The 16,759-nt window shown below is 72.1% G+C and carries 17 protein-coding genes; 10 read left to right on the top strand and 7 right to left on the bottom strand.

Going from position 1 to position 16,759, the window contains the following annotated elements:
* Positions 1–28: 28 nt before the first annotated feature.
* Positions 29–259 (bottom strand): hypothetical protein, encoded by a 231-nt coding sequence (locus AB0A61_RS02495; RefSeq protein ID WP_361284821.1) that lies wholly within the window; start codon positions 257–259, stop codon positions 29–31.
* Between the two features lie 157 nt (positions 260–416).
* Here AB0A61_RS02495 and AB0A61_RS02490 point away from each other — a divergent pair, with 157 nt between their 5' ends.
* Positions 417–1,523 carry a DUF5937 family protein gene (locus AB0A61_RS02490; protein ID WP_361284819.1) on the top strand — a complete coding sequence of 369 codons (1,107 nt, stop codon included), beginning with the start codon at positions 417–419 and terminating at the stop codon, positions 1,521–1,523.
* Positions 1,524–1,618: 95 nt separating this feature from the next.
* Here the strand turns inward: AB0A61_RS02490 and AB0A61_RS02485 are convergent, their stop codons facing one another.
* From AB0A61_RS02485 to AB0A61_RS02475, 3 genes are all read right to left on the bottom strand, one after another.
* Positions 1,619–2,251, bottom strand: coding sequence for an AAA family ATPase (locus AB0A61_RS02485; RefSeq protein WP_361284816.1), 633 nt, complete (start codon positions 2,249–2,251; stop codon positions 1,619–1,621).
* A 32-nt stretch (positions 2,252–2,283) separates the two neighbouring features.
* A complete protein-coding gene (locus tag AB0A61_RS02480; protein ID WP_361284813.1) occupies positions 2,284–2,955 on the bottom strand; it encodes a response regulator transcription factor in 672 nt (223 codons plus the stop codon).
* Positions 2,956–3,112: 157 nt separating this feature from the next.
* Positions 3,113–4,318: a sensor histidine kinase gene (locus AB0A61_RS02475; protein ID WP_361284810.1), complete on the bottom strand. Its 1,206-nt coding sequence runs from the start codon at positions 4,316–4,318 to the stop codon at positions 3,113–3,115.
* Between the two features lie 177 nt (positions 4,319–4,495).
* Here AB0A61_RS02475 and AB0A61_RS02470 point away from each other — a divergent pair, with 177 nt between their 5' ends.
* Entirely contained in the window at positions 4,496–5,497 is a 1,002-nt protein-coding gene (locus AB0A61_RS02470) for an SAM-dependent methyltransferase (RefSeq protein WP_361284807.1), read from the top strand.
* An 87-nt stretch (positions 5,498–5,584) separates the two neighbouring features.
* On the opposite strand, the gene AB0A61_RS02465 is transcribed toward AB0A61_RS02470, so the two are convergent.
* The gene (locus tag AB0A61_RS02465) at positions 5,585–6,736 is read right to left on the bottom strand and encodes an NADH-quinone oxidoreductase subunit D (RefSeq protein ID WP_361284804.1); all 1,152 of its coding nucleotides are present in this window, start codon (positions 6,734–6,736) and stop codon (positions 5,585–5,587) included.
* Between the two features lie 31 nt (positions 6,737–6,767).
* On the opposite strand from AB0A61_RS02465, the gene AB0A61_RS02460 reads away from it, so the two are divergent.
* The gene (locus tag AB0A61_RS02460) at positions 6,768–7,268 is read left to right on the top strand and encodes a PH domain-containing protein (RefSeq protein WP_361284801.1); all 501 of its coding nucleotides are present in this window, start codon (positions 6,768–6,770) and stop codon (positions 7,266–7,268) included.
* 23 nt (positions 7,269–7,291) lie between these two features.
* Positions 7,292–8,680, top strand: coding sequence for a PH domain-containing protein (locus AB0A61_RS02455; RefSeq protein ID WP_361284798.1), 1,389 nt, complete (start codon positions 7,292–7,294; stop codon positions 8,678–8,680).
* 89 nt (positions 8,681–8,769) lie between these two features.
* Here AB0A61_RS02455 and AB0A61_RS02450 read toward each other — a convergent pair whose 3' ends face one another.
* The gene (locus AB0A61_RS02450) at positions 8,770–10,104 is read right to left on the bottom strand and encodes a hypothetical protein (protein WP_361284795.1); all 1,335 of its coding nucleotides are present in this window, start codon (positions 10,102–10,104) and stop codon (positions 8,770–8,772) included.
* A 151-nt stretch (positions 10,105–10,255) separates the two neighbouring features.
* Positions 10,256–11,383 (bottom strand): alpha/beta hydrolase-fold protein, encoded by a 1,128-nt coding sequence (locus AB0A61_RS02445; RefSeq protein WP_361284792.1) that lies wholly within the window; start codon positions 11,381–11,383, stop codon positions 10,256–10,258.
* Between the two features lie 228 nt (positions 11,384–11,611).
* Between AB0A61_RS02445 and AB0A61_RS02440 the strand changes: the two genes are divergently transcribed.
* The 6 genes from AB0A61_RS02440 (at position 11,612) to AB0A61_RS02415 (ending at position 16,730) form a co-directional block, all read left to right on the top strand.
* Positions 11,612–13,423: a phosphatidylglycerol lysyltransferase domain-containing protein gene (locus AB0A61_RS02440; RefSeq protein WP_361284789.1), complete on the top strand. Its 1,812-nt coding sequence runs from the start codon at positions 11,612–11,614 to the stop codon at positions 13,421–13,423.
* A gap of 94 nt (positions 13,424–13,517) precedes the next feature.
* Positions 13,518–14,417, top strand: coding sequence for a dihydropteroate synthase (gene folP / locus AB0A61_RS02435; protein ID WP_361284786.1), 900 nt, complete (start codon positions 13,518–13,520; stop codon positions 14,415–14,417).
* Positions 14,414–14,917, top strand: coding sequence for a nuclear transport factor 2 family protein (locus AB0A61_RS02430; RefSeq protein ID WP_361284783.1), 504 nt, complete (start codon positions 14,414–14,416; stop codon positions 14,915–14,917). The genes folP and AB0A61_RS02430 overlap by 4 nt, the downstream gene beginning before the upstream one ends.
* A 249-nt stretch (positions 14,918–15,166) precedes the next feature.
* Positions 15,167–15,526: a dihydroneopterin aldolase gene (gene folB / locus AB0A61_RS02425; protein WP_361284780.1), complete on the top strand. Its 360-nt coding sequence runs from the start codon at positions 15,167–15,169 to the stop codon at positions 15,524–15,526.
* Complete coding sequence (folK, locus tag AB0A61_RS02420) at positions 15,523–16,134, top strand: 2-amino-4-hydroxy-6-hydroxymethyldihydropteridine diphosphokinase (protein WP_361284778.1); 612 nt, start codon at positions 15,523–15,525, stop codon at positions 16,132–16,134. The genes folB and folK overlap by 4 nt, the downstream gene beginning before the upstream one ends.
* A gap of 107 nt (positions 16,135–16,241) precedes the next feature.
* Positions 16,242–16,730 (top strand): DUF3180 domain-containing protein, encoded by a 489-nt coding sequence (locus AB0A61_RS02415; protein ID WP_361284775.1) that lies wholly within the window; start codon positions 16,242–16,244, stop codon positions 16,728–16,730.
* Positions 16,731–16,759: the final 29 nt, after the last annotated feature.

Genomic DNA, 16,759 nt, shown 5'->3' with positions numbered 1-16,759 from the left:
GAGCCCGGCCGCGGGCGCAGCCGTCGGCCTACGGGGTGTCGTTCGGATCACCGCGGATCAGGCCCCGGCGCATGGTGCGGTGTATCGCCGACCGGATCCGCCCGCGGGCCGGCCGCCCGGCCAGGACGGCCCGGAACCGCCGGTAGTCACGCAGTTCGCGCACGGCCCGCCAGTCGGCGGTGCCCGGCGCGGGCGGGGCCGCCCGACCGTGCTGCCGGGCGCGGTGGGCGTCGAGGAAGTACTGCTGGGTGATACTCATGGCGACTCGCTCTTCGGGACGTGTGACAGGGATCCGGAAGGCTCCGCGGCTGCCCCGGCCGTCCCAGACTGCGCCGGTACGGCGGCGAAGTCGCCTCGATTGACGGCCGCCGTCAATCGGCGGCCGCGTTGTCAGTGGCGGGGTGCACCATGAGTCCATGAGCGTGCGCATCGACATCACGGGGCTGCGGCCGGAGAGGGTCGCCGTCGTTCCCTCCCCCCTGGCCGAGCTCGGCATGGCGCTGCACGCGCTGTCCGAGCCGGGGCACCATCCGGGTCTCCAGGGCTGGGTGACGAGCGTGACCGCGCGTCTCGACTCCCACCTGGCCGACCGGATGTGCGAAGCCGACTTCCTGTGGCGGACGACTTTCTCCGACCTGTTCCTGCCGTTCGCGGGGATACCGGGTGGCACCGCGCTGCCGGGCCAGACGCTGGCCGAGGACCTGGACCTGCTCGACAAGCTCTCGGACGAGCAGTTCGTGGACGCGGCCCTGGAGTTCACCTGCGCGTTCCCGTACGGCACACCGGGTCCGGGCCCGCTCGCCGACCCCGAACTGCGCCGCCGCGCGCTGGAGCTGGCCGCCGCGCGCGGACCGCAGCAGGTGCGCTTCAGCGAGCGGCTGCTTGCCGACCCGCCCAGGATCCGGGCCTGGCTGCGGCAGTTCCTCCAGGACTGCGAGCAGGCCTTCTTCGCGGAGACATGGTCCCGGCTGCGCCACCAGCTCGCGGCGGACGCCCGACACAAGACGGAGCTCCTGCGCCGCAAGGGCCTGGCCGAGGCACTGACCGCGGTGTCCCCGGCGGTGGTGGTGGACGAGGCCGCCGGGCGGATCACGGTCGACAAGCTCGGCGAGGGCCGTACGGCCACGGCGGACGGTGGCCTGCTGCTCATGCCGACGAGCCTGGGCTGGCCGCACCTGATGGTGCTGCACCGGTACGGCTGGCAGCCGGTGCTGCACTATCCGGTCGGCTCTGCGGAACTCGCCGCCCCGCCCTCGGTCGAGCAGTTGACCCTGCGGATGACCGCCCTGTCCCACCCGGTGCGGATGCGGCTGTGCCGCAGCCTGGCCCGCAGCGCGTTCACCACCGGCGAGCTGACCCAGGTGCACGGGATGACGGCCCCGGAGATATCCCGGCACCTGAGCGTGCTGAAGAAGGCCGGCCTGGTCACCACCCGCCGCCGCGGACGGTACGTCTTCCACCAGCTGGACGTGGCCATGGTGGCCCGCCTGGGCAGCGACTTCCTCGAAGGAATACTCCGGTAGCCGAACGGCACCCCTGGGCGCCCGGCAGCCGTCCGACAGCCGCCGTCCGACAGCCACAAGGCAGCCGTCGGGCAGGGCGTGGGGCAGACGGCCGGTCAGTCGAACCGGATGTGCCGGAGGCCGATCCTGGCCTGCCTGAGCCGGGACCGCAGAGGACCTTCGCGGTTGGGTCTCAGCGTCAGGCCGGCCAGGACGGCGATCCGGTCCGCCGTCTTCGGCACGGTCGAGTGGTCCGTCCAGAGGTGCTCGGCGAACTCGGGCTCCCGCAGCCGCTCCAGACAGTGGTCGAGCTGCCGCACTGCCCAGGTCTCCCGCCCCAGGCCGGCATTCCTGCCACCGACGTACTGGAGCAGATGTCCGAAGCCTCGTTCCCGCAGCCGCCTGAGGACGGTCTCGCGCTCGGCGAGCAGCGTGAAGTGACGTACGTCATGGCCGAGTTCGCGCAGCCGGCCGACCGTCTCGGCGAAACAGCCGGAGTCGGTGACCGTCATGGGGGCGATCACGACGCCGTCGTGCCGGCTGAGGGTCAGGTCGAGGACCTCGACCACGCCCTGTCGCCAGGCCGCCAAGTCCTGGAAGTCACCGCGCAGTTCGGGCGGCAGCATGCGGTGCAGGCCGAAGCCGGCGTGCTCGGGGTCGCAGAGGACGCTGCCGGGCAGGCGGCGCTGCATCTCATGTGCGGTCTGTGTCTTGCCACCGCCGAAAGGGCCGTTGATCCACAGAAGCATGGGCCGACCCTACCGACGGCCGCGGGTGCCGGTCAGCCGTGTCCGCCGGCCCGCACGAGTCCCGTCTCGTAGGCGAGGACCACCACCTGTACCCGGTCGCGCAGGCCCAGTTTGGTCAGGATGCGGCCGACGTGGGTCTTCACGGTCGCCTCGGACAGCACGAGCCGGGCCGCGATCTCACCGTTCGACAGGCCCTGCGCGACCAGCACCATCACCTCGCGCTCGCGGTCGGTGAGCCGCTCCAGTTCCTTGTGCTCGGGTTCCGTGGCGCCGGAGGGCAGCATCGGCGCGAAGCGGTCGAGCAGGCGGCGGGTGGTGGAAGGCGCCACGACGGCGTCGCCGCTGTGCACGGCGCGGATGGCGGCGAGCAGATCACCCGGCGGCACGTCCTTGAGCATGAAGCCGGAGGCGCCCGCCTTGAGCCCGGAGAACGCGTACTCGTCGAGGTCGAAGGTGGTCAGGATCAGCACCTTCGGCGGGTTGGGTTCCTCGCAGACGCGCCGGGTGGTCTCCACACCGTCCAGCTTCGGCATGCGCACGTCCATGAGGATCACGTCGACCGCGGTCGAGCGCAGCACCTGGAGGGCCTCGACGCCGTCGCCCGCCTCGGCGACGACCTCCATGTCCGGCTGGGCGGCGAGCACCATCCGGAACCCGGTGCGCAGCAGCACCTGGTCGTCGACGAGCATCACGCGGATCGTCATCGGGGTCCTCTTCCGTTGGTCGTCAGGTCGTCAGGTCGTCAGGTCGTCAGGCCGTCAGGCCGTCAGGCCGGGGTCTCGGGTCGTCGGGTCGCCCGGCCGGCGGCGGGCCGGTGCACGGCGTGGCCGGGCCGGCCAGGGGGTCGGTCGTGGGGCCGCGTCAGTGCACCGGTTTGAGCGGGAGCAGGGCGCTGATGCGGAATCCTCCGCCTGGACGCGGGCCCGCGTCCAGCGTGCCGCCGACCATGCCGATCCGTTCGCGCATGCCGATCAGGCCGTGCCCCCGGCCGTCGGCGCCGCCCTCCTCGTACAGCTCGTGCGGGGCGCCCTTGCCGTCGTCCTCGACGAGCAGGCCGAGACCGTCGTCGAAGTAGACCAGGCGCACGCTCGCGCCCGCGTTCGGCCCGCCGTGCTTGCGGGTGTTGGTGAGGGCTTCCTGCACGATGCGGTAGGCGGTGAGCTCGACGCCGCTGGGCAGCGGGCGCGGGGTGCCCTCGATCCTGAAGTCGACGGGCAGTCCGGAGCCGCGGCACTGCTGGACGAGCTCCTCGATCTGCTGGACGTCGGGCTGCGGCACGTACTCGCCGCTCTCCTGGTGCTCCCCGGTACGCAGCACGCCCAGCAGCCGGCGCATCTCCGCCAGCGCCTGACGGCCGGTGGAGGAGATCGTCTCCAGGGCCTTCTTCGCCTGGTCGGGGGCGGCGTCGAGGACATAGGCGGCACCGTCGGCCTGCACCACCATCACCGACACGTTGTGCGCGACCACGTCGTGCAGTTCGCGGGCGATCCTGGCGCGCTCCGCGGCGACCGCCACCTTGGACTGCGCCTCGCGCTCCTTCTCCAGACGGGCGGCACGCTCCTCCAGCTGCGCGAAGTAGGCGCGCCGGGTGCGCATGGAGTCGCCGAGCACCCAGGCCAGGGCGAAGGGCACGGTCTGGAAGACGGCCAGGGCCACGTTGCCGAGGACGCTGGTGTGCTGCTGCGGCCAGCGGATCTGCGCCAGGGTCGCCGCGCACAGCCCGCCGACCAGGGCGAACCGGGAGGCCCAGCGGACACCGACCGCGGCCACCGTGTAGATGATCACCAGCATGGCGAAGTCGGCGACCGTCGTCTCGACGTTCAGCACGAGCTGCGCCGCGCCCGTCGCAGCCGCCAGCAGCAGCATCTGCTCCGGCATACGGCGGCGCAGCGCGATCACCAGGCACATGACGGCCGACACCCCCAGGGCCGCACCGACCGATCCGTGGTGGTCCGGCGCCCCGTTGACGCTCGATGCGCTCGCGCCGGAAAGCCCGAGCAGGACGAGGGCCCAGGAGCCGTCGACCCACATCGGGTGCCTGCGGAGGAAGTCATAGAGGCGCTGCACGTAACCCAGAGTAGGTAAGTGTGATGTGTGCAGGGGTCAACCGGAGGATCGATCCGTATCCATTCCTCGTACTCCCCAAGGTGGAGGCCGTGATCATCTGTGCGCTCAGGGGGTGTCGTTGGGATCGCCTCGGATCGGGCCCCGGGGTGATCCGAACGACACCCCTAGTCTGGCGGGGTGACGGACGACACAGGAGACGAGTGGCGCGACTGGCGTGCGGCGGCGGAGGACGCCCTGTACGGGCCGGGCGGCTTCTACCGGCGGCCCGAGGGACCGGCCGGGCACTTCCGTACGTCGGTGCACGCCTCCCCGCTGTTCGCGGTGGCCGTCGCACGGCTGCTGTGCCGGGTCGACGAGGCGCTGGGCCGGCCCACGGCGCTCGACTTCGTGGACATGGCGGCCGGGCGGGGTGAGCTGGTCGGCGGGGTGCTCGCCGCGCTGCCCGGGGACGTGGCGTCCCGCACGCGCGCGTACGCCGTCGAAGTCGCCGATCGTCCCCCGGGTCTCGATCACCGCGTCGAGTGGCTGACCGAGCCGCCCCGCGGGATCACCGGGCTGCTCTTCGCCAACGAGTGGCTGGACAACGTGCCGGTGCAGGTGGCGGAGGCGGACGCCTCAGGCGTACCGCGTCTGGTCCTGGTCCGGCGGGACGGGGCCGAGCGGCTCGGGGAGCCGGTCTCGGGGGCGCAGGCGCAGTGGCTGGCGCGGTGGTGGCCGCTGCCGGCCGAGCAGGGCTTCCGCGCGGAGATCGGCGCGCCCAGGGACGCCGCCTGGGCCGCCGCGGTCTCCCGCGTCGACCGGGGCCTGGCCGTGGCCGTCGACTACGGGCACACGGCCGGGGCACGACCGCCCTTCGGAACGCTCACGGGCTTCCGGGACGGCCGGGAGACGGCACCCGTGCCGGACGGATCCTGCGACATCACGGCGCACGTCGCCCTGGACGCGTGCGCCGCGAGTGCGCCCCCCGGCGCGCGCCTGCTCACGCAGCGCGACGCGCTCAGCTCCCTGGGTATCACCGGCGCACGTCCTCCGCTCGCGCTCGCCTCCACGCGCCCCGCGGAGTACGTGCGCGCCCTCGCGAGTGCCGGGGAAGCCGCGGAGCTCACGGCCACGGGCGGGCTCGGCGACTTCGGTTGGCTGCTGCAGCCGGTGGGAGTCCCGGACCCGCTCTCCCCGTGAGCCGCTCCCGTCCGGCGCGGGCCCCAACGGGCGCCGGCCGGCGGCCCCGCTGTTCGTCGATGCCCCGACCACCTGCCGAGGCCCCGACTACTTGTCGATGTCGCCGACCACGAAGAACATCGACCCGAGGATCGCCACCATGTCCGCGACCAGCGTGCCCGGCAGCAGCTCGGTGAGGACCTGGATGTTGTTGTACGAGGCCGACCGCAGCTTCAGCCGGTACGGGGTCTTGTCGCCCTTGCTGACCAGGTAGTAGCCGTTGATGCCGAGCGGGTTCTCGGTCCAGGCGTACGTGTGCCCCTCGGGCGCCTTCAGGACCTTCGGCAGCCGCTGGTTGATCGGGCCGGGCGGCAGCTCGGCAAGGCGGTCCAGACAGGCGTCGGCGAGGTCCAGGGCGTTGTGGGTCTGCTCCAGGAGACACTCGAAGCGGGCCAGGCAGTCACCTTCCCGGCGGGTGACGACCTTGAGCGTGTCCTGCAGCTCGCCGTAGGCCAGGTACGGTTCGTCACGCCTCAGGTCGAAGTCGACACCCGAGGCGCGCGCGATCGGTCCGCTCACGCCGTAGGCGTGCACGGCGCGGGGCGCGAGCGCCCCCACGCCCCGTGTGCGCCCCCGGAAGATCTCGTTGCCGAGCACCAGGTCGTCGAAGACGTCCATGCGCGAGCGCACGGCGGCGACGGCGGCACGCGCTCGCGTGGCCCACCCGGCCGGCAGGTCCTCCTTGAGGCCGCCGACGCGGTTGAACATGTAGTGCATCCGGCCGCCGGAGACCTCCTCCATGACGTTCTGCAGGACCTCCCGCTCCCGGAACGCGTAGAAGACCGGGGTGATGCCGCCGAGCTCCAGCGGGTACGAGCCGAGGAACATCAGGTGGTTCAGCACCCGGTTGAGCTCCGCGAGCAGCGTGCGCGTCCACACCGCACGCTCGGGCACCTCCATACCGAGCATCCGCTCCACCGCGAGGACCACGCCCAGCTCGTTGGAGAAGGCCGACAGCCAGTCGTGGCGGTTGGCCAGCATGATGATCTGGCGGTAGTCGCGCGCCTCGAAGAGCTTCTCCGCACCGCGGTGCATGTAGCCGATCACCGGCTCCGCGCGCGTGATGCGCTCGCCGTCCAGCAGGAGCCGCAGCCTCAGCACGCCGTGCGTCGAGGGGTGCTGCGGCCCGATGTTGAGCACCATGTCGGTGCTCTCCGCGGCGCCGCCGATCCCGACCGTGGTCTCCGTCGTAGGAGTCATGGACACAGTCTCTCCTACGTACCCTTGCCCCATGGAAACGGGGAGCGGGGGGAGCGCGCAGGCGACGGGCGAGCCGGTGTGGAACGCGCTGCCGCCAGGCCTGCTGCGGATGCGGCGGCTGTTGCTGGTGGTGTGGCTGGGGCTGCTCGCAGTGGCCCTCGGACTGCTGCTCGCGGTCCTCGCCGGGCTCGCCTGGGCCGCCTTCGCCCTGCTGCCGCCGGCGCTGATGGTGTGGGGCTGGGTGCTGCTCGGCCGGAACTGGCGCTCCTGGCGGTACGCGGAGCGGGCCGACGACCTGCTGATCAGCCGGGGCGTGCTGTGGCGGCAGGAAACCGTCGTGCCGTACGGGCGGATGCAGCTGGTCGAGGTCACCTCCGGGCCCGTGGAGCGGCACTTCGGGCTGGCCACCGTGCAGCTGCACACCGCGGCCGCGGCGACCGACGCGACCATCCCCGGCCTCGACCCGGCCGAGGCGGAACGGCTGCGTGACCGGCTCACGGAGCTGGGCGAGGCGCGATCGGCAGGCCTGTGACACCGGCGGGGGGCGAGGGCGCCGTGGCGAAGGACCCCGGGGACGGCGGGTACGGCGGCGAGGCGACCGGGCCGGAACGGGGGCCGGTGATCGAACGGCGGCTGCACCCCGTGACACCACTGCGCCGGGCGTGGGCGCCGGTCGCGGTGCTCGCGGGATGGGCCGTGCACGACCCCGACCAGGCCCGTGAACAGCTGACCCGGCTGACCACGACCACCGTGCTGATCGGGCTCGCGGTACTCGTGCCGGCGGCCGCCGTCCACGGCTTCTTGTCCTGGTGGTTCACCCACTTCGCGGTGACCGACACCGAACTGCGCATACGCACCGGCCTGTTGTTCCGCCGTACCGCGCACATCCGGCTCGAACGGATCCAGGCCGTCGATGTCAACCAGCCGCTGCTCGCGAGGGTCGCGGGGGTGGCGAAGCTCAGACTCGACGTGATCGGGACGGACAAGAAGGACGAACTGGCTTTCCTCGGACAGGACGAGGCACGTGCGCTCCGGGCCGAACTGCTCGCGCGTGCGGCCGGTTTCGCACCGGAGACCGCACAGGAGGTCGGCGAGGCACCCGCGCGGGAGCTCGTGCGCGTGCCGCCGCGCACGCTCGCCGTGTCCCTGCTGCTGACCGGCACGACCTGGGGCTCGCTGGTCGCCGCGCTCGTCGTACCGCCGGTGCTGTGGCTGGCCACCCACAGCGTGTGGACGGTGCTCGCGGCCGGGGTGCCGCTGCTCGGCACGGCCGGGGCGAGCAGCGCGGGGCGGTTCGTCGGGGAGTACGACTGGACGGTGAGCGAGTCGCCTGACGGGTTGCGGATCGACCGGGGGCTGCTGGACCGCACGCACGAAACCGTGCCTCCGGGGCGGGTGCAGACCGTGCGCATCGTGGAGCCGCTGCTGTGGCGGCGATGGGGGTCCCTCCGCTCGAGCAGAGCCGGGAGCGGGGGCGGCTGGGTGCGGGTGGAGCTGGACGTGGCCGGCTCGTCGAACTCCGTGCTGCTGCCGGTCGCTCCACGGAAGGTCGCCGAGTCGGTGGTCGCGCGTGTGCTGCCGGGGGTGACGGTGCCGGCGGCCTCCTCGGTGGTGCGCCCGCCGCGGCGCGCGCGGTGGTGCGCGCCGGTGTGGTGGCGTGGGTACGGGGTCGTCGTCACGGACGCGGTGTTCGCCGTGCGGCACGGGCTGCTGCGGCGCCGGCTGGCGCTGGTGCCGCACGCGAAGGTGCAGAGCGCGCGGTTGACCCAGGGACCTTGGAAGCGGCTGTGGGGCGTTGCCGACGTCCACGTGGACACCGGCGCCAACAAGACGGTCACCGCGAGGTTGCGGGACGCCGGGGAGGCGGCGGAGCTGTTGCGGGGGCAGGCGGAACGGTCGCGGACGGGGCGGCGCGAGGCTCGGCCGGACCGCTGGATGGCATGAGCGCGGCCCCCGGAGGGGCCGCGCCCGATGTGCCGCAAGGTCCTTGTACCGTCCTCAGGCGCTGCCGCCCCCAGGACGCCCCGCCCTCCTCAGGACGCCGCCGTGCGCAGACCCTGGACGTCGATCTGTTCGGTCTCGTCGTGGGCCGTCAGGTCGATGACCTGCCCCACCCCTCGGGCTTCCTCGTCGGCCGGCTTGAACTGCGACTCGGACTCGGCCTTGTGCAGCGCGAGGGCTTCCTGGCCGACGACGTCGGCGAGGTCCTCGTTCTGGACCGCCTCCAGGGCGTCGGACGGCGCGTCCTGCTTCGTACCGAAGAAGTCGAACCCGCCCTCGACCACCGGTCGTCGCACGGGTGCGGCCGGTACGACGGCCACCGCGGTCGGCACGGTGAAGTGCCCCGTGGGCTGCTGCGCGGGCTTGGCGGACCTGGCCGGGGACGTGGCGACCGCGTGCTCCTGCGCGTCGGCCGCCTCGGGCTGCCCCTGCGCTTCGTCCTCCCGCGCGGGCCCCGACTCGGCGGCGCCACCGTCGGAGGCGGCGGGCGCGTCCTTCGTGGGCTCGGTGTCCGGCGAGGCGTCGACCGAGGCGTCGGCCGGCGCACCGGCCTTCGCGGCCGTGTCCGCCGTGCCCGCCGCGGCAGCCGTGGCCGGCCGGTCGTCGTCCGCGTCGAAGCGTGCCAGCGCGGCCTTGGCCCGCAGGAAGAGGTGGGATCCCGCGGGCGAGAAGACCGCCGGAGCGGCCTGCCCCTTCTCGTCGTCCGGGGTCTCGGGGGCCTCGGCGGTCCCTGAAGTCCCCACGCTCTCCGAAGACTCTGCAGACTCTGCGGTCCCTGCGGACTCCGCGGCTTCCTCGCGGACGCGCCCGGCGGCCTCGGCCGTCGCACCCGTCATCGCCGCGGCCTCTTCCCGCACGCCCGCCGACTCCGCCCGGTCCTGCCTCGCGGGCGGCAGCGCGGGCAGGTCGGACGAGGTCTCGATCTCCAGCAGGCGGCGGCCCTCCAGAGCGCTCGCGCGCTCGGTCTCCGCCGTGGCGTACCGCCGCAGCAGCGCCGCGTGCTCGTTGCGCAGCCCCGCCAGCTCCGCCCGCTTCGCCCGGAGTTTGTGCTCCAGGCGGACGCGCAGCTCGCGCGACTCCTCCAGATCCGTCTCGAGTTCGGCGACCCGTTCCTCGAATCGCCACTCGTCGCTCACCCGTGCGCGGGTGAGATCGGCGACCTGCCTGCCGGCCTGTGTGTCCCAGCGGCGCAGGACGATCGCGCCGAGGACCGCGGTCGCCGCGGCGGCCGCGGCGAGCGAGCGCAGCACCATCGGTTCCGTGAACACCCAGGGGGCGAGGGCGCAGACGAGGGAGACGCCGGCGATCGCCGAAGGAGGCAGCAGCCTGTGCAAAGGTGGGGAATGGCGGTGACGTCCACGTGGCATGGCCAGAAACTTACCGCGCGTAGGCGAATCGTGGTGGCCCGCCCCGTAAAAAGCCAGCCACACCGAAACGTTCACACGACATCAGCAGCCCCGCCCCCTTTTCCCCCGGCGAAACGGGTGGGTTCACCCGTCGCCGGATCAACAAGATCGTTCAGCGTTCCGTCAGACGCCCGCTCATCCACTGCAGCGACGGCGGGATCTCCCGCATCCAGGTGTTGAAGTTGTGTCCCCCGCTGCCGAGGATGATCGACGAGATGCGGGTCTTGTTCGTCGCCTTCACCGCGTTGATGAACTGCACGGTGGGCTTGTAGTTGCTCTCCCCGTCCTTGCTGCTGGTGACCAGCAGCGAAGTGTCGGGCGCCGGCAGGTGCTTGATGCTCCACAGCAGGTCGGCACGATTCTGCAGATTCTTGTTCCCGTGGAACAGGTCGCCCGTGGTGGGGTCGGTCGGCGCCTTGTAGTAAGGGGAGAGGCCCACCCCGGCGGCGTAGGCCTCGGGATGGTGCACGGCGAGTTTCAGCGCGCAGTAACCGCCCGTGGAGTCACCGATGATGCCCCAGCTGCCCGCCGCCTTGCCGACCCGGTAGTGACCCGTCACGGCCTCGCGCAGATCCTTGGCGAAGAAGGTCTCGGTCTGCGGGCCGCCCGGAATGTCGACGCACTCCGTGTCACGCGGCGGGGCCACCGTGGGCCGCAGCATGACCAGGACCATCGGCTGCATCCGCCCCTTCTTGGCGAGATCCTGTGCCGTGGCCGGGTATTTCAGCTTGCTGACGAGCGCGTGGGCGGTGCCGGGGTACCCGGTGAGGACGACCGCGGCCGGGAACGTCCGCGCGCGGTACTGCGGCTGGAAGTACTCCGGCGGAAGGTAGATGTACGCGGGCGAGGCGATGTGCGTCGTCCGCCCCATGATGTCGACCTTCTGGATCTGGCCCGCGACCTGCGGCAGCGCCGCGCCGGACACCGGCACCCGCTGCGTGCTGACCACCTGGAGCGGTCCGCCCGAACCGCCGTTCGCCGACTGGTCGACGACGACACCCTGGTCGGTCTCCTGACCGAACAGGTCTGCCCAGCTGGCGTAGAACCCGAAACTCTGGTTGGCGTAGAGCCCCACGCAGGCGAACAGCGCCACCTGTGTGGCCAGCAGCAGGCCGATGCGCCCGCCGACGGCCCGCCAGTTGCGGCGTGCCAGGCGTGGCCAAAGCCACACCGTGCCGACGAACAGCAGGACGGCACACACGACCGCCAGCAGCAGCACTTTCTTACTTGTGAGACCCATGGACTCTTACCTGCCTGCACTTCCCGCCCGGACCCGTCACCAGCTTCTTGGTGACGACTTGCCCAGGCCTTTCCTTGGCCTTTGTCCCGACTTTCCGGCGGGGAGTGAACCTACCTCCCCGAGACACCGTCCTAGAGGGCGCAATGTCGCCGGATGCCCGGGTCGGCACCGGATTCAAGGTCTCTCGCAGAACTACGGGATGCGATGTCTGTCAGGATAGATGGGGAAATGTCAACCGAGGTTCCGGGCCGATCAAGCCGGGTGCGGCGGATGCTCCGCGGCCCCCGTCCCGAGGTCGTCCCCGCACTGGTCGGCAGGGCCTGCGCCGTCGTCGGCCTCCTGGACATTGCCGCGGGTGTCTTCCCGCGCTTCCGGCACAGCCGTATGCACGCCCTTGCGGAGGTACTGCCGGGCTCGTTCGGGCCCTTCGCCGCAGCCCTCTCGCTCAGCGCGGGCGTGCTGTTGCTGCTGCTCGCCCACGGTCTGAAGCGACGCAAGCGCCGGGCCTGGCGCGCGGCGGTGGCACTCCTTCCTGCGGGCGCCGCGGCGCAGTTCGTCTACCGGCACTCGACCGTGGGTCTGATCATCTCACTCGCGCTGCTGGCGCCGCTGCTGATCCACCGCAAGGAGTTCGCGGCGCTGCCCGACCCCCGCAGCCGGTGGCGGGCGCTCGCCAACCTGATCCTCATGAGCGCCGGTTCGCTCGCCCTCGGCATGGTGATCGTCAGCGTCCACCCGCACCGCATGGTCGGCAACCCGAGCCTCGCCGACCGTCTGACCCATGTCGTCTACGGCCTGTTCGGCTTCGAGGGACCCGTCGACTACCAGGGCAACGCCTCCTGGACCGTCGCCTTCTCCCTCGGCGCCCTCGGCTGGCTGACCGCGGTCACCACCATCTACCTCGCCTTCCGCCCGGAGCACCCGGCCGCGCGGCTGACCGAGGAGGACGAGGCACAGCTGCGCGCCCTGCTGCACAAGCACGGCAGCCGCGACTCCCTCGGCCACTTCGCGCTGCGCCGCGACAAGGCGGTCGTGTTCTCGCCCAGCGGCAAGGCGGCGGTGACGTACCGCGTCGTGTCCGGTGTGATGCTCGCCAGCGGTGACCCGATCGGTGACGTCGAGGCCTGGCCGGGCGCCATCGAGCGCTTCATGGACGAGGCCAAGGCGCACTCCTGGACGCCCGCGGTCGTGGGCTGCTCGGAGACCGGCGGTGAGGTGTGGACCCGCGAGACCGGGCTCGACGCCCTGGAGTTGGGCGACGAGGCGGTGGTGGACGTCGCGGATTTCTCACTCGCCGGACGCGCGATGCGCAACGTCCGTCAAATGGTCAAGCGCATCGAGCGGGCCGGCTACGAAACCCGGGTCCGGCGCATCCATGACCTCGGCGAGGCCGAGCTGGAGCGCATCCGGCGGGCCGCGGAGGACTGGCGCGGCACCGACACCGAGCGCGGCTTCTCCATGGCACTCGGCCGCATCGGCGACCCCTCCGACGGCGACTGCCTGATAGCCACCGCCCACAAGCAGGACGACGAGCCCGGCCCCTACGGCGACCTCAAGGCGATCCTCCACTTCGTGCCGTGGGGCACGGACGGCGCCTCCCTGGAGCTGATGCGGCGCGACCGCTCGGCGGACCCCGGCATGAACGAACTGCTGATCGTCGCCACCCTCCAGGCCGCCCCGAAGCTCGGCATCAAGCAGGTCTCGCTGAACTTCGCGATGTTCCGCTCGGCGCTGGCGCGCGGCGAGAAGATCGGCGCCGGCCCGGTGCTGCGCGCCTGGCGCGGACTGTTGGTCTTCCTCTCCCGCTGGTTCCAGATCGAGTCGCTGTACAAGTTCAACGCCAAGTTCCAGCCCCGCTGGGAGCCGCGGTTCCTCGTCTACCGCGCCTCCGGCGACCTGGCACGCATCGGCCTGGCCATCATGCAGGCGGAGGGCTTCGTCAACGTCGCCCTGCCGCTGCCGCGCTTCCTGCGCCGCCGCAGGACCGTGGAGCGGCCCTGCGCGCACGCGGTGGCGGAACGAGACGTCCGCGCTGCCTGAACCCCGGGCGGCCCGGGCAAGAGCCCGCTCCAGCCGGGGGCTTCCGCCCGGGCCGCCGGACGTCACGGCCGCACCCGGGGCCTACGCTGAACGTATGAGCAACCAGAGCGGGCGCGGCCGAGTGGCGGGCCTTCCGGCATGGGACCGCTGCGCGGTCATGGGGGTCGTGAACGTGACCCCCGACTCCTTCTCCGACGGCGGCCGCTGGTTCGACACGACCGCCGCCGTCAAGCACGGCCTCGAACTGGTGGCCCAGGGCGCGGACCTGGTCGACGTGGGCGGTGAGTCCACTCGCCCCGGTGCCACCCGCGTCGACGAGGCCGAGGAGCTCAGGCGCGTCGTCCCCGTCGTCCGCGGCCTCGCCTCCGAAGGCGTGACTGTCTCCGTCGACACCATGCGCGCCACCGTCGCCGAGCAGGCGCTCGCATCCGGCGCCGCCCTCGTGAACGACGTCAGCGGCGGACTCGCGGACCCCGCCATGGTCCCGGTGGTGGCGGACGCGGGCGCGCCCTTCGTCGTCATGCACTGGCGCGGCTTCCTCCAGGGCGGCAATGTCGGGGGGCGGTACGCCGACGTCGTCACCGAGGTCGTCGGTGAGCTGCACGCGCGCGTGCAGGCCCTTCTGGAGGGCGGCATCGCCCCCGACCGCATCGTCGTCGACCCCGGCCTCGGCTTCTCCAAGGACTCCGAGCACGACCTGGCGCTCCTCGCCCACCTCGACCGCCTGCTGGGCCTCGGCCACCCGGTGCTGGTCGCCGCGTCCCGCAAGCGGTTCCTCGGCCGTGTCCTCGCGGGCCCTGAGGGCGCGCCGCCGCCCGCGCGGGAGCGTGACGCCGCGACGGCCGCCGTCTCCGCGCTCGCCGCGCACGCCGGCGCGTGGGCCGTGCGCGTGCACGAGGTGCGCGCGACGGCGGATGCGGTACGGGTCGCACGGGCCGTGGAAGGAGCGCGCGCCGCCGCAGGCGCACCACGCAGCGCAGAAGGAGCCCGGTGAGCGCCCCCCACACCGACGTCGAACAGGTGGAGGCCGCCAACACCGCCTTCTACGAGGCGATGGAGCAGGGCGACTTCGAGGAACTGTCCGCACTCTGGCTCACGCCGTCCGACCTGGGCGTCGACGAGGGGTACCACGACCCGGCCGACGCAGGCGTGATCTCCTGCGTGCACCCCGGCTGGCCGGTACTCACCGGCCGCGGCGAGGTCCTCAGGTCCTACGCGCTGATCATGGCGAACACCGACTACATCCAGTTCTTCCTCACCGACGTGCACGTCTCGGTCACCGGCGACACCGCACTGGTGACCTGCACCGAGAACATCCTCAGCGGCGGCCCGGCCCCGCAGGAGGGCGAGGAGCTCGGCCCGCTCGTCGGGCAGCTCGTGGTCGCCACGAATGTGTTCCGGCGCACACCGCTGGGCTGGAAACTCTGGTCGCACCACGCCTCCCCGGTTCTGACCGAATCCGACGGGGACGAGGAAGACGAGACACCCGCCTGAGTGGGTAGGCGGCTCCGCAGGGACCAAGAAGTGGTTGGAATCACCTACCTCCGGGTAGGGGCGGCTACCGACGCATGAGCACCCGGGTTCCCCAGGGGAAACGCGTGATGAAACCTCCTGGGCCCGGCTCGGACCGCCGTCGCCGGGGCCCGGTTCTGTCCGTGCCCGCAGGTAGATTCATTCGAGGCCGGTGTGTCGCCCGCACACGGTACGGACCGGCCGTCACCGACGATTGCAGGAGTGATTCGCGTGGATCGTGTCGCGCTGCGCGGCCTGAGGGCCCGCGGGCACCACGGGGTGTTCCCCAAGGAACGCGAGGAGGGCCAGACCTTCATCGTGGACCTCGTTCTGGGGCTGGACACCCGCCCGGCCGCGGCCGACGACGATCTGGCGAAGACCGTGCACTACGGCGTCGTGGCCGAAGAGGTCGTGGCCGTGGTCGAGGGCGAGCCCGTGAATCTCATCGAGACGCTCGCCGAGCGGATCGCCCAGACCTGTCTGAAGCACGAGGGAGTCCAGGAGGTCGAGGTCTGCGTGCACAAGCCCGACGCGCCGATCACGGTCCCCTTCGACGACGTGACCGTCACCATCACCCGGAGCCGAGTATGACCGTACCCTTCACCCAGGGTCACAGCGACCCGACCGTACAGCCGGTGCCCGCCTCCGTCGTCGAGCAGGTCGACGCCGCCGACACCACCCTGCAGAACCCCAAACGGGCCGTGATCTCCCTCGGCTCCAACCTCGGCAACCGGCTGGAGACCCTGCAGGGAGCCGTCGACGCCCTTGAGGACACTCCCGGCGTGCGGATCAAGGCGGTCTCCCCGGTCTACGAGACCGAGCCGTGGGGCGTCGAGCCCGGCACCCAGCCGTCGTACTTCAACGCCATCGTGGTGCTCAGGACGACCCTGCCGCCGTCCTCCCTCCTGGAGCGGGCCCACGCCATCGAGGAGGCCTTCAACCGGGTACGGGACGAACGCTGGGGCCCGCGCACGATCGACGTCGACATCGTCAGCTACGCCGACGTCGTCTCCGACGACCCGTACCTCACTCTTCCTCACCCGCGGGCGCACGAGCGCGCCTTCGTGCTCGCCCCCTGGCACGACGTGGACCCCGAGGCGCAGCTTCCCGGCCGTGGTCCCGTGGCCGGCCTGCTGACCGTCGTCACCCGTGAAGGTGTCGAGCCGCGCGCGGACCTGGAACTCCGGCTGCCCGAGTAGTCGTTAAGGTCAAGGCGACGACGTCAGGACGACGTCGCCACCACGGGCACGACCAGAGACCTGGACGAGCCGCCCACGCCCACAGTCCGGGGGAGCTGAAGGACACCGTGAGAGAGCTGCGCATCCGGGTGCTGGCCGGCGTCTTCGTCGTTGCCGGAGTGCTGTCCTGGGCGGGCGCCCGCCTGTGGAACTCGGTGGGGACGCTCCCCAGCGTCCCCCTCGCCGCCCCCGTCGTCCTCGCCCTGATCGCCGTGGTCCTGCTGTCCACGGGGCTCTCCCTGCGCGCCCGGTTCAAGGCCCAGCGCGAGCGCCGTCCCGGTGCCAAGGGCGTCGACCCCCTGATGGCGGCCCGCGCGGTCGTCTTCGGCCAGGCCAGCGCCCTGGTGGCCGCCCTCGTCGCCGGCATGTACGGCGGCACGGGCGTCTTCCTGCTGGAACTGCTGGACCTGCCGGCCCGCCGCGACCAGGCCATCTACGCCGGTTTCTCGGTCCTCGCGGGTATCGCCGTGATAGCGGCGGCCCTGTTCCTGGAGCGCGTCTGCAAACTCCCCGAGGACGACGACGAGGACCACCCGGGCGCCGAACCGGTGGCGTGAGCCGCCGCCGGGTCGAGACGCCCTGACGG

Origin of the sequence: Streptomyces sp. NPDC046197 (assembly GCF_040646295.1) — a bacterium.
GTDB lineage: Bacteria > Actinomycetota > Actinomycetes > Streptomycetales > Streptomycetaceae > Streptomyces.
The sequence above is the reverse complement of the archived record's forward strand: the minus strand, read 5'-3'. Positions and strand labels throughout refer to the sequence as shown.

Coding starts and splice junctions, on each gene's coding strand:
- AB0A61_RS02460 (WP_361284801.1), top strand. CDS start 6,768: ATGGAAACGGGGAGCGGGGGGAGCGCGCAGGCGACGGGCGAGCCGGTG.
- AB0A61_RS02445 (WP_361284792.1), bottom strand. CDS start 11,383: ATGGGTCTCACAAGTAAGAAAGTGCTGCTGCTGGCGGTCGTGTGTGCC.
- AB0A61_RS02465 (WP_361284804.1), bottom strand. CDS start 6,736: ATGACTCCTACGACGGAGACCACGGTCGGGATCGGCGGCGCCGCGGAG.
- AB0A61_RS02440 (WP_361284789.1), top strand. CDS start 11,612: ATGTCAACCGAGGTTCCGGGCCGATCAAGCCGGGTGCGGCGGATGCTC.
- AB0A61_RS02495 (WP_361284821.1), bottom strand. CDS start 259: ATGAGTATCACCCAGCAGTACTTCCTCGACGCCCACCGCGCCCGGCAG.
- folK (WP_361284778.1), top strand. CDS start 15,523: ATGACCGTACCCTTCACCCAGGGTCACAGCGACCCGACCGTACAGCCG.
- AB0A61_RS02485 (WP_361284816.1), bottom strand. CDS start 2,251: ATGCTTCTGTGGATCAACGGCCCTTTCGGCGGTGGCAAGACACAGACC.
- folP (WP_361284786.1), top strand. CDS start 13,518: ATGAGCAACCAGAGCGGGCGCGGCCGAGTGGCGGGCCTTCCGGCATGG.
- AB0A61_RS02490 (WP_361284819.1), top strand. CDS start 417: ATGAGCGTGCGCATCGACATCACGGGGCTGCGGCCGGAGAGGGTCGCC.
- AB0A61_RS02480 (WP_361284813.1), bottom strand. CDS start 2,955: ATGACGATCCGCGTGATGCTCGTCGACGACCAGGTGCTGCTGCGCACC.
- AB0A61_RS02450 (WP_361284795.1), bottom strand. CDS start 10,104: ATGCCACGTGGACGTCACCGCCATTCCCCACCTTTGCACAGGCTGCTG.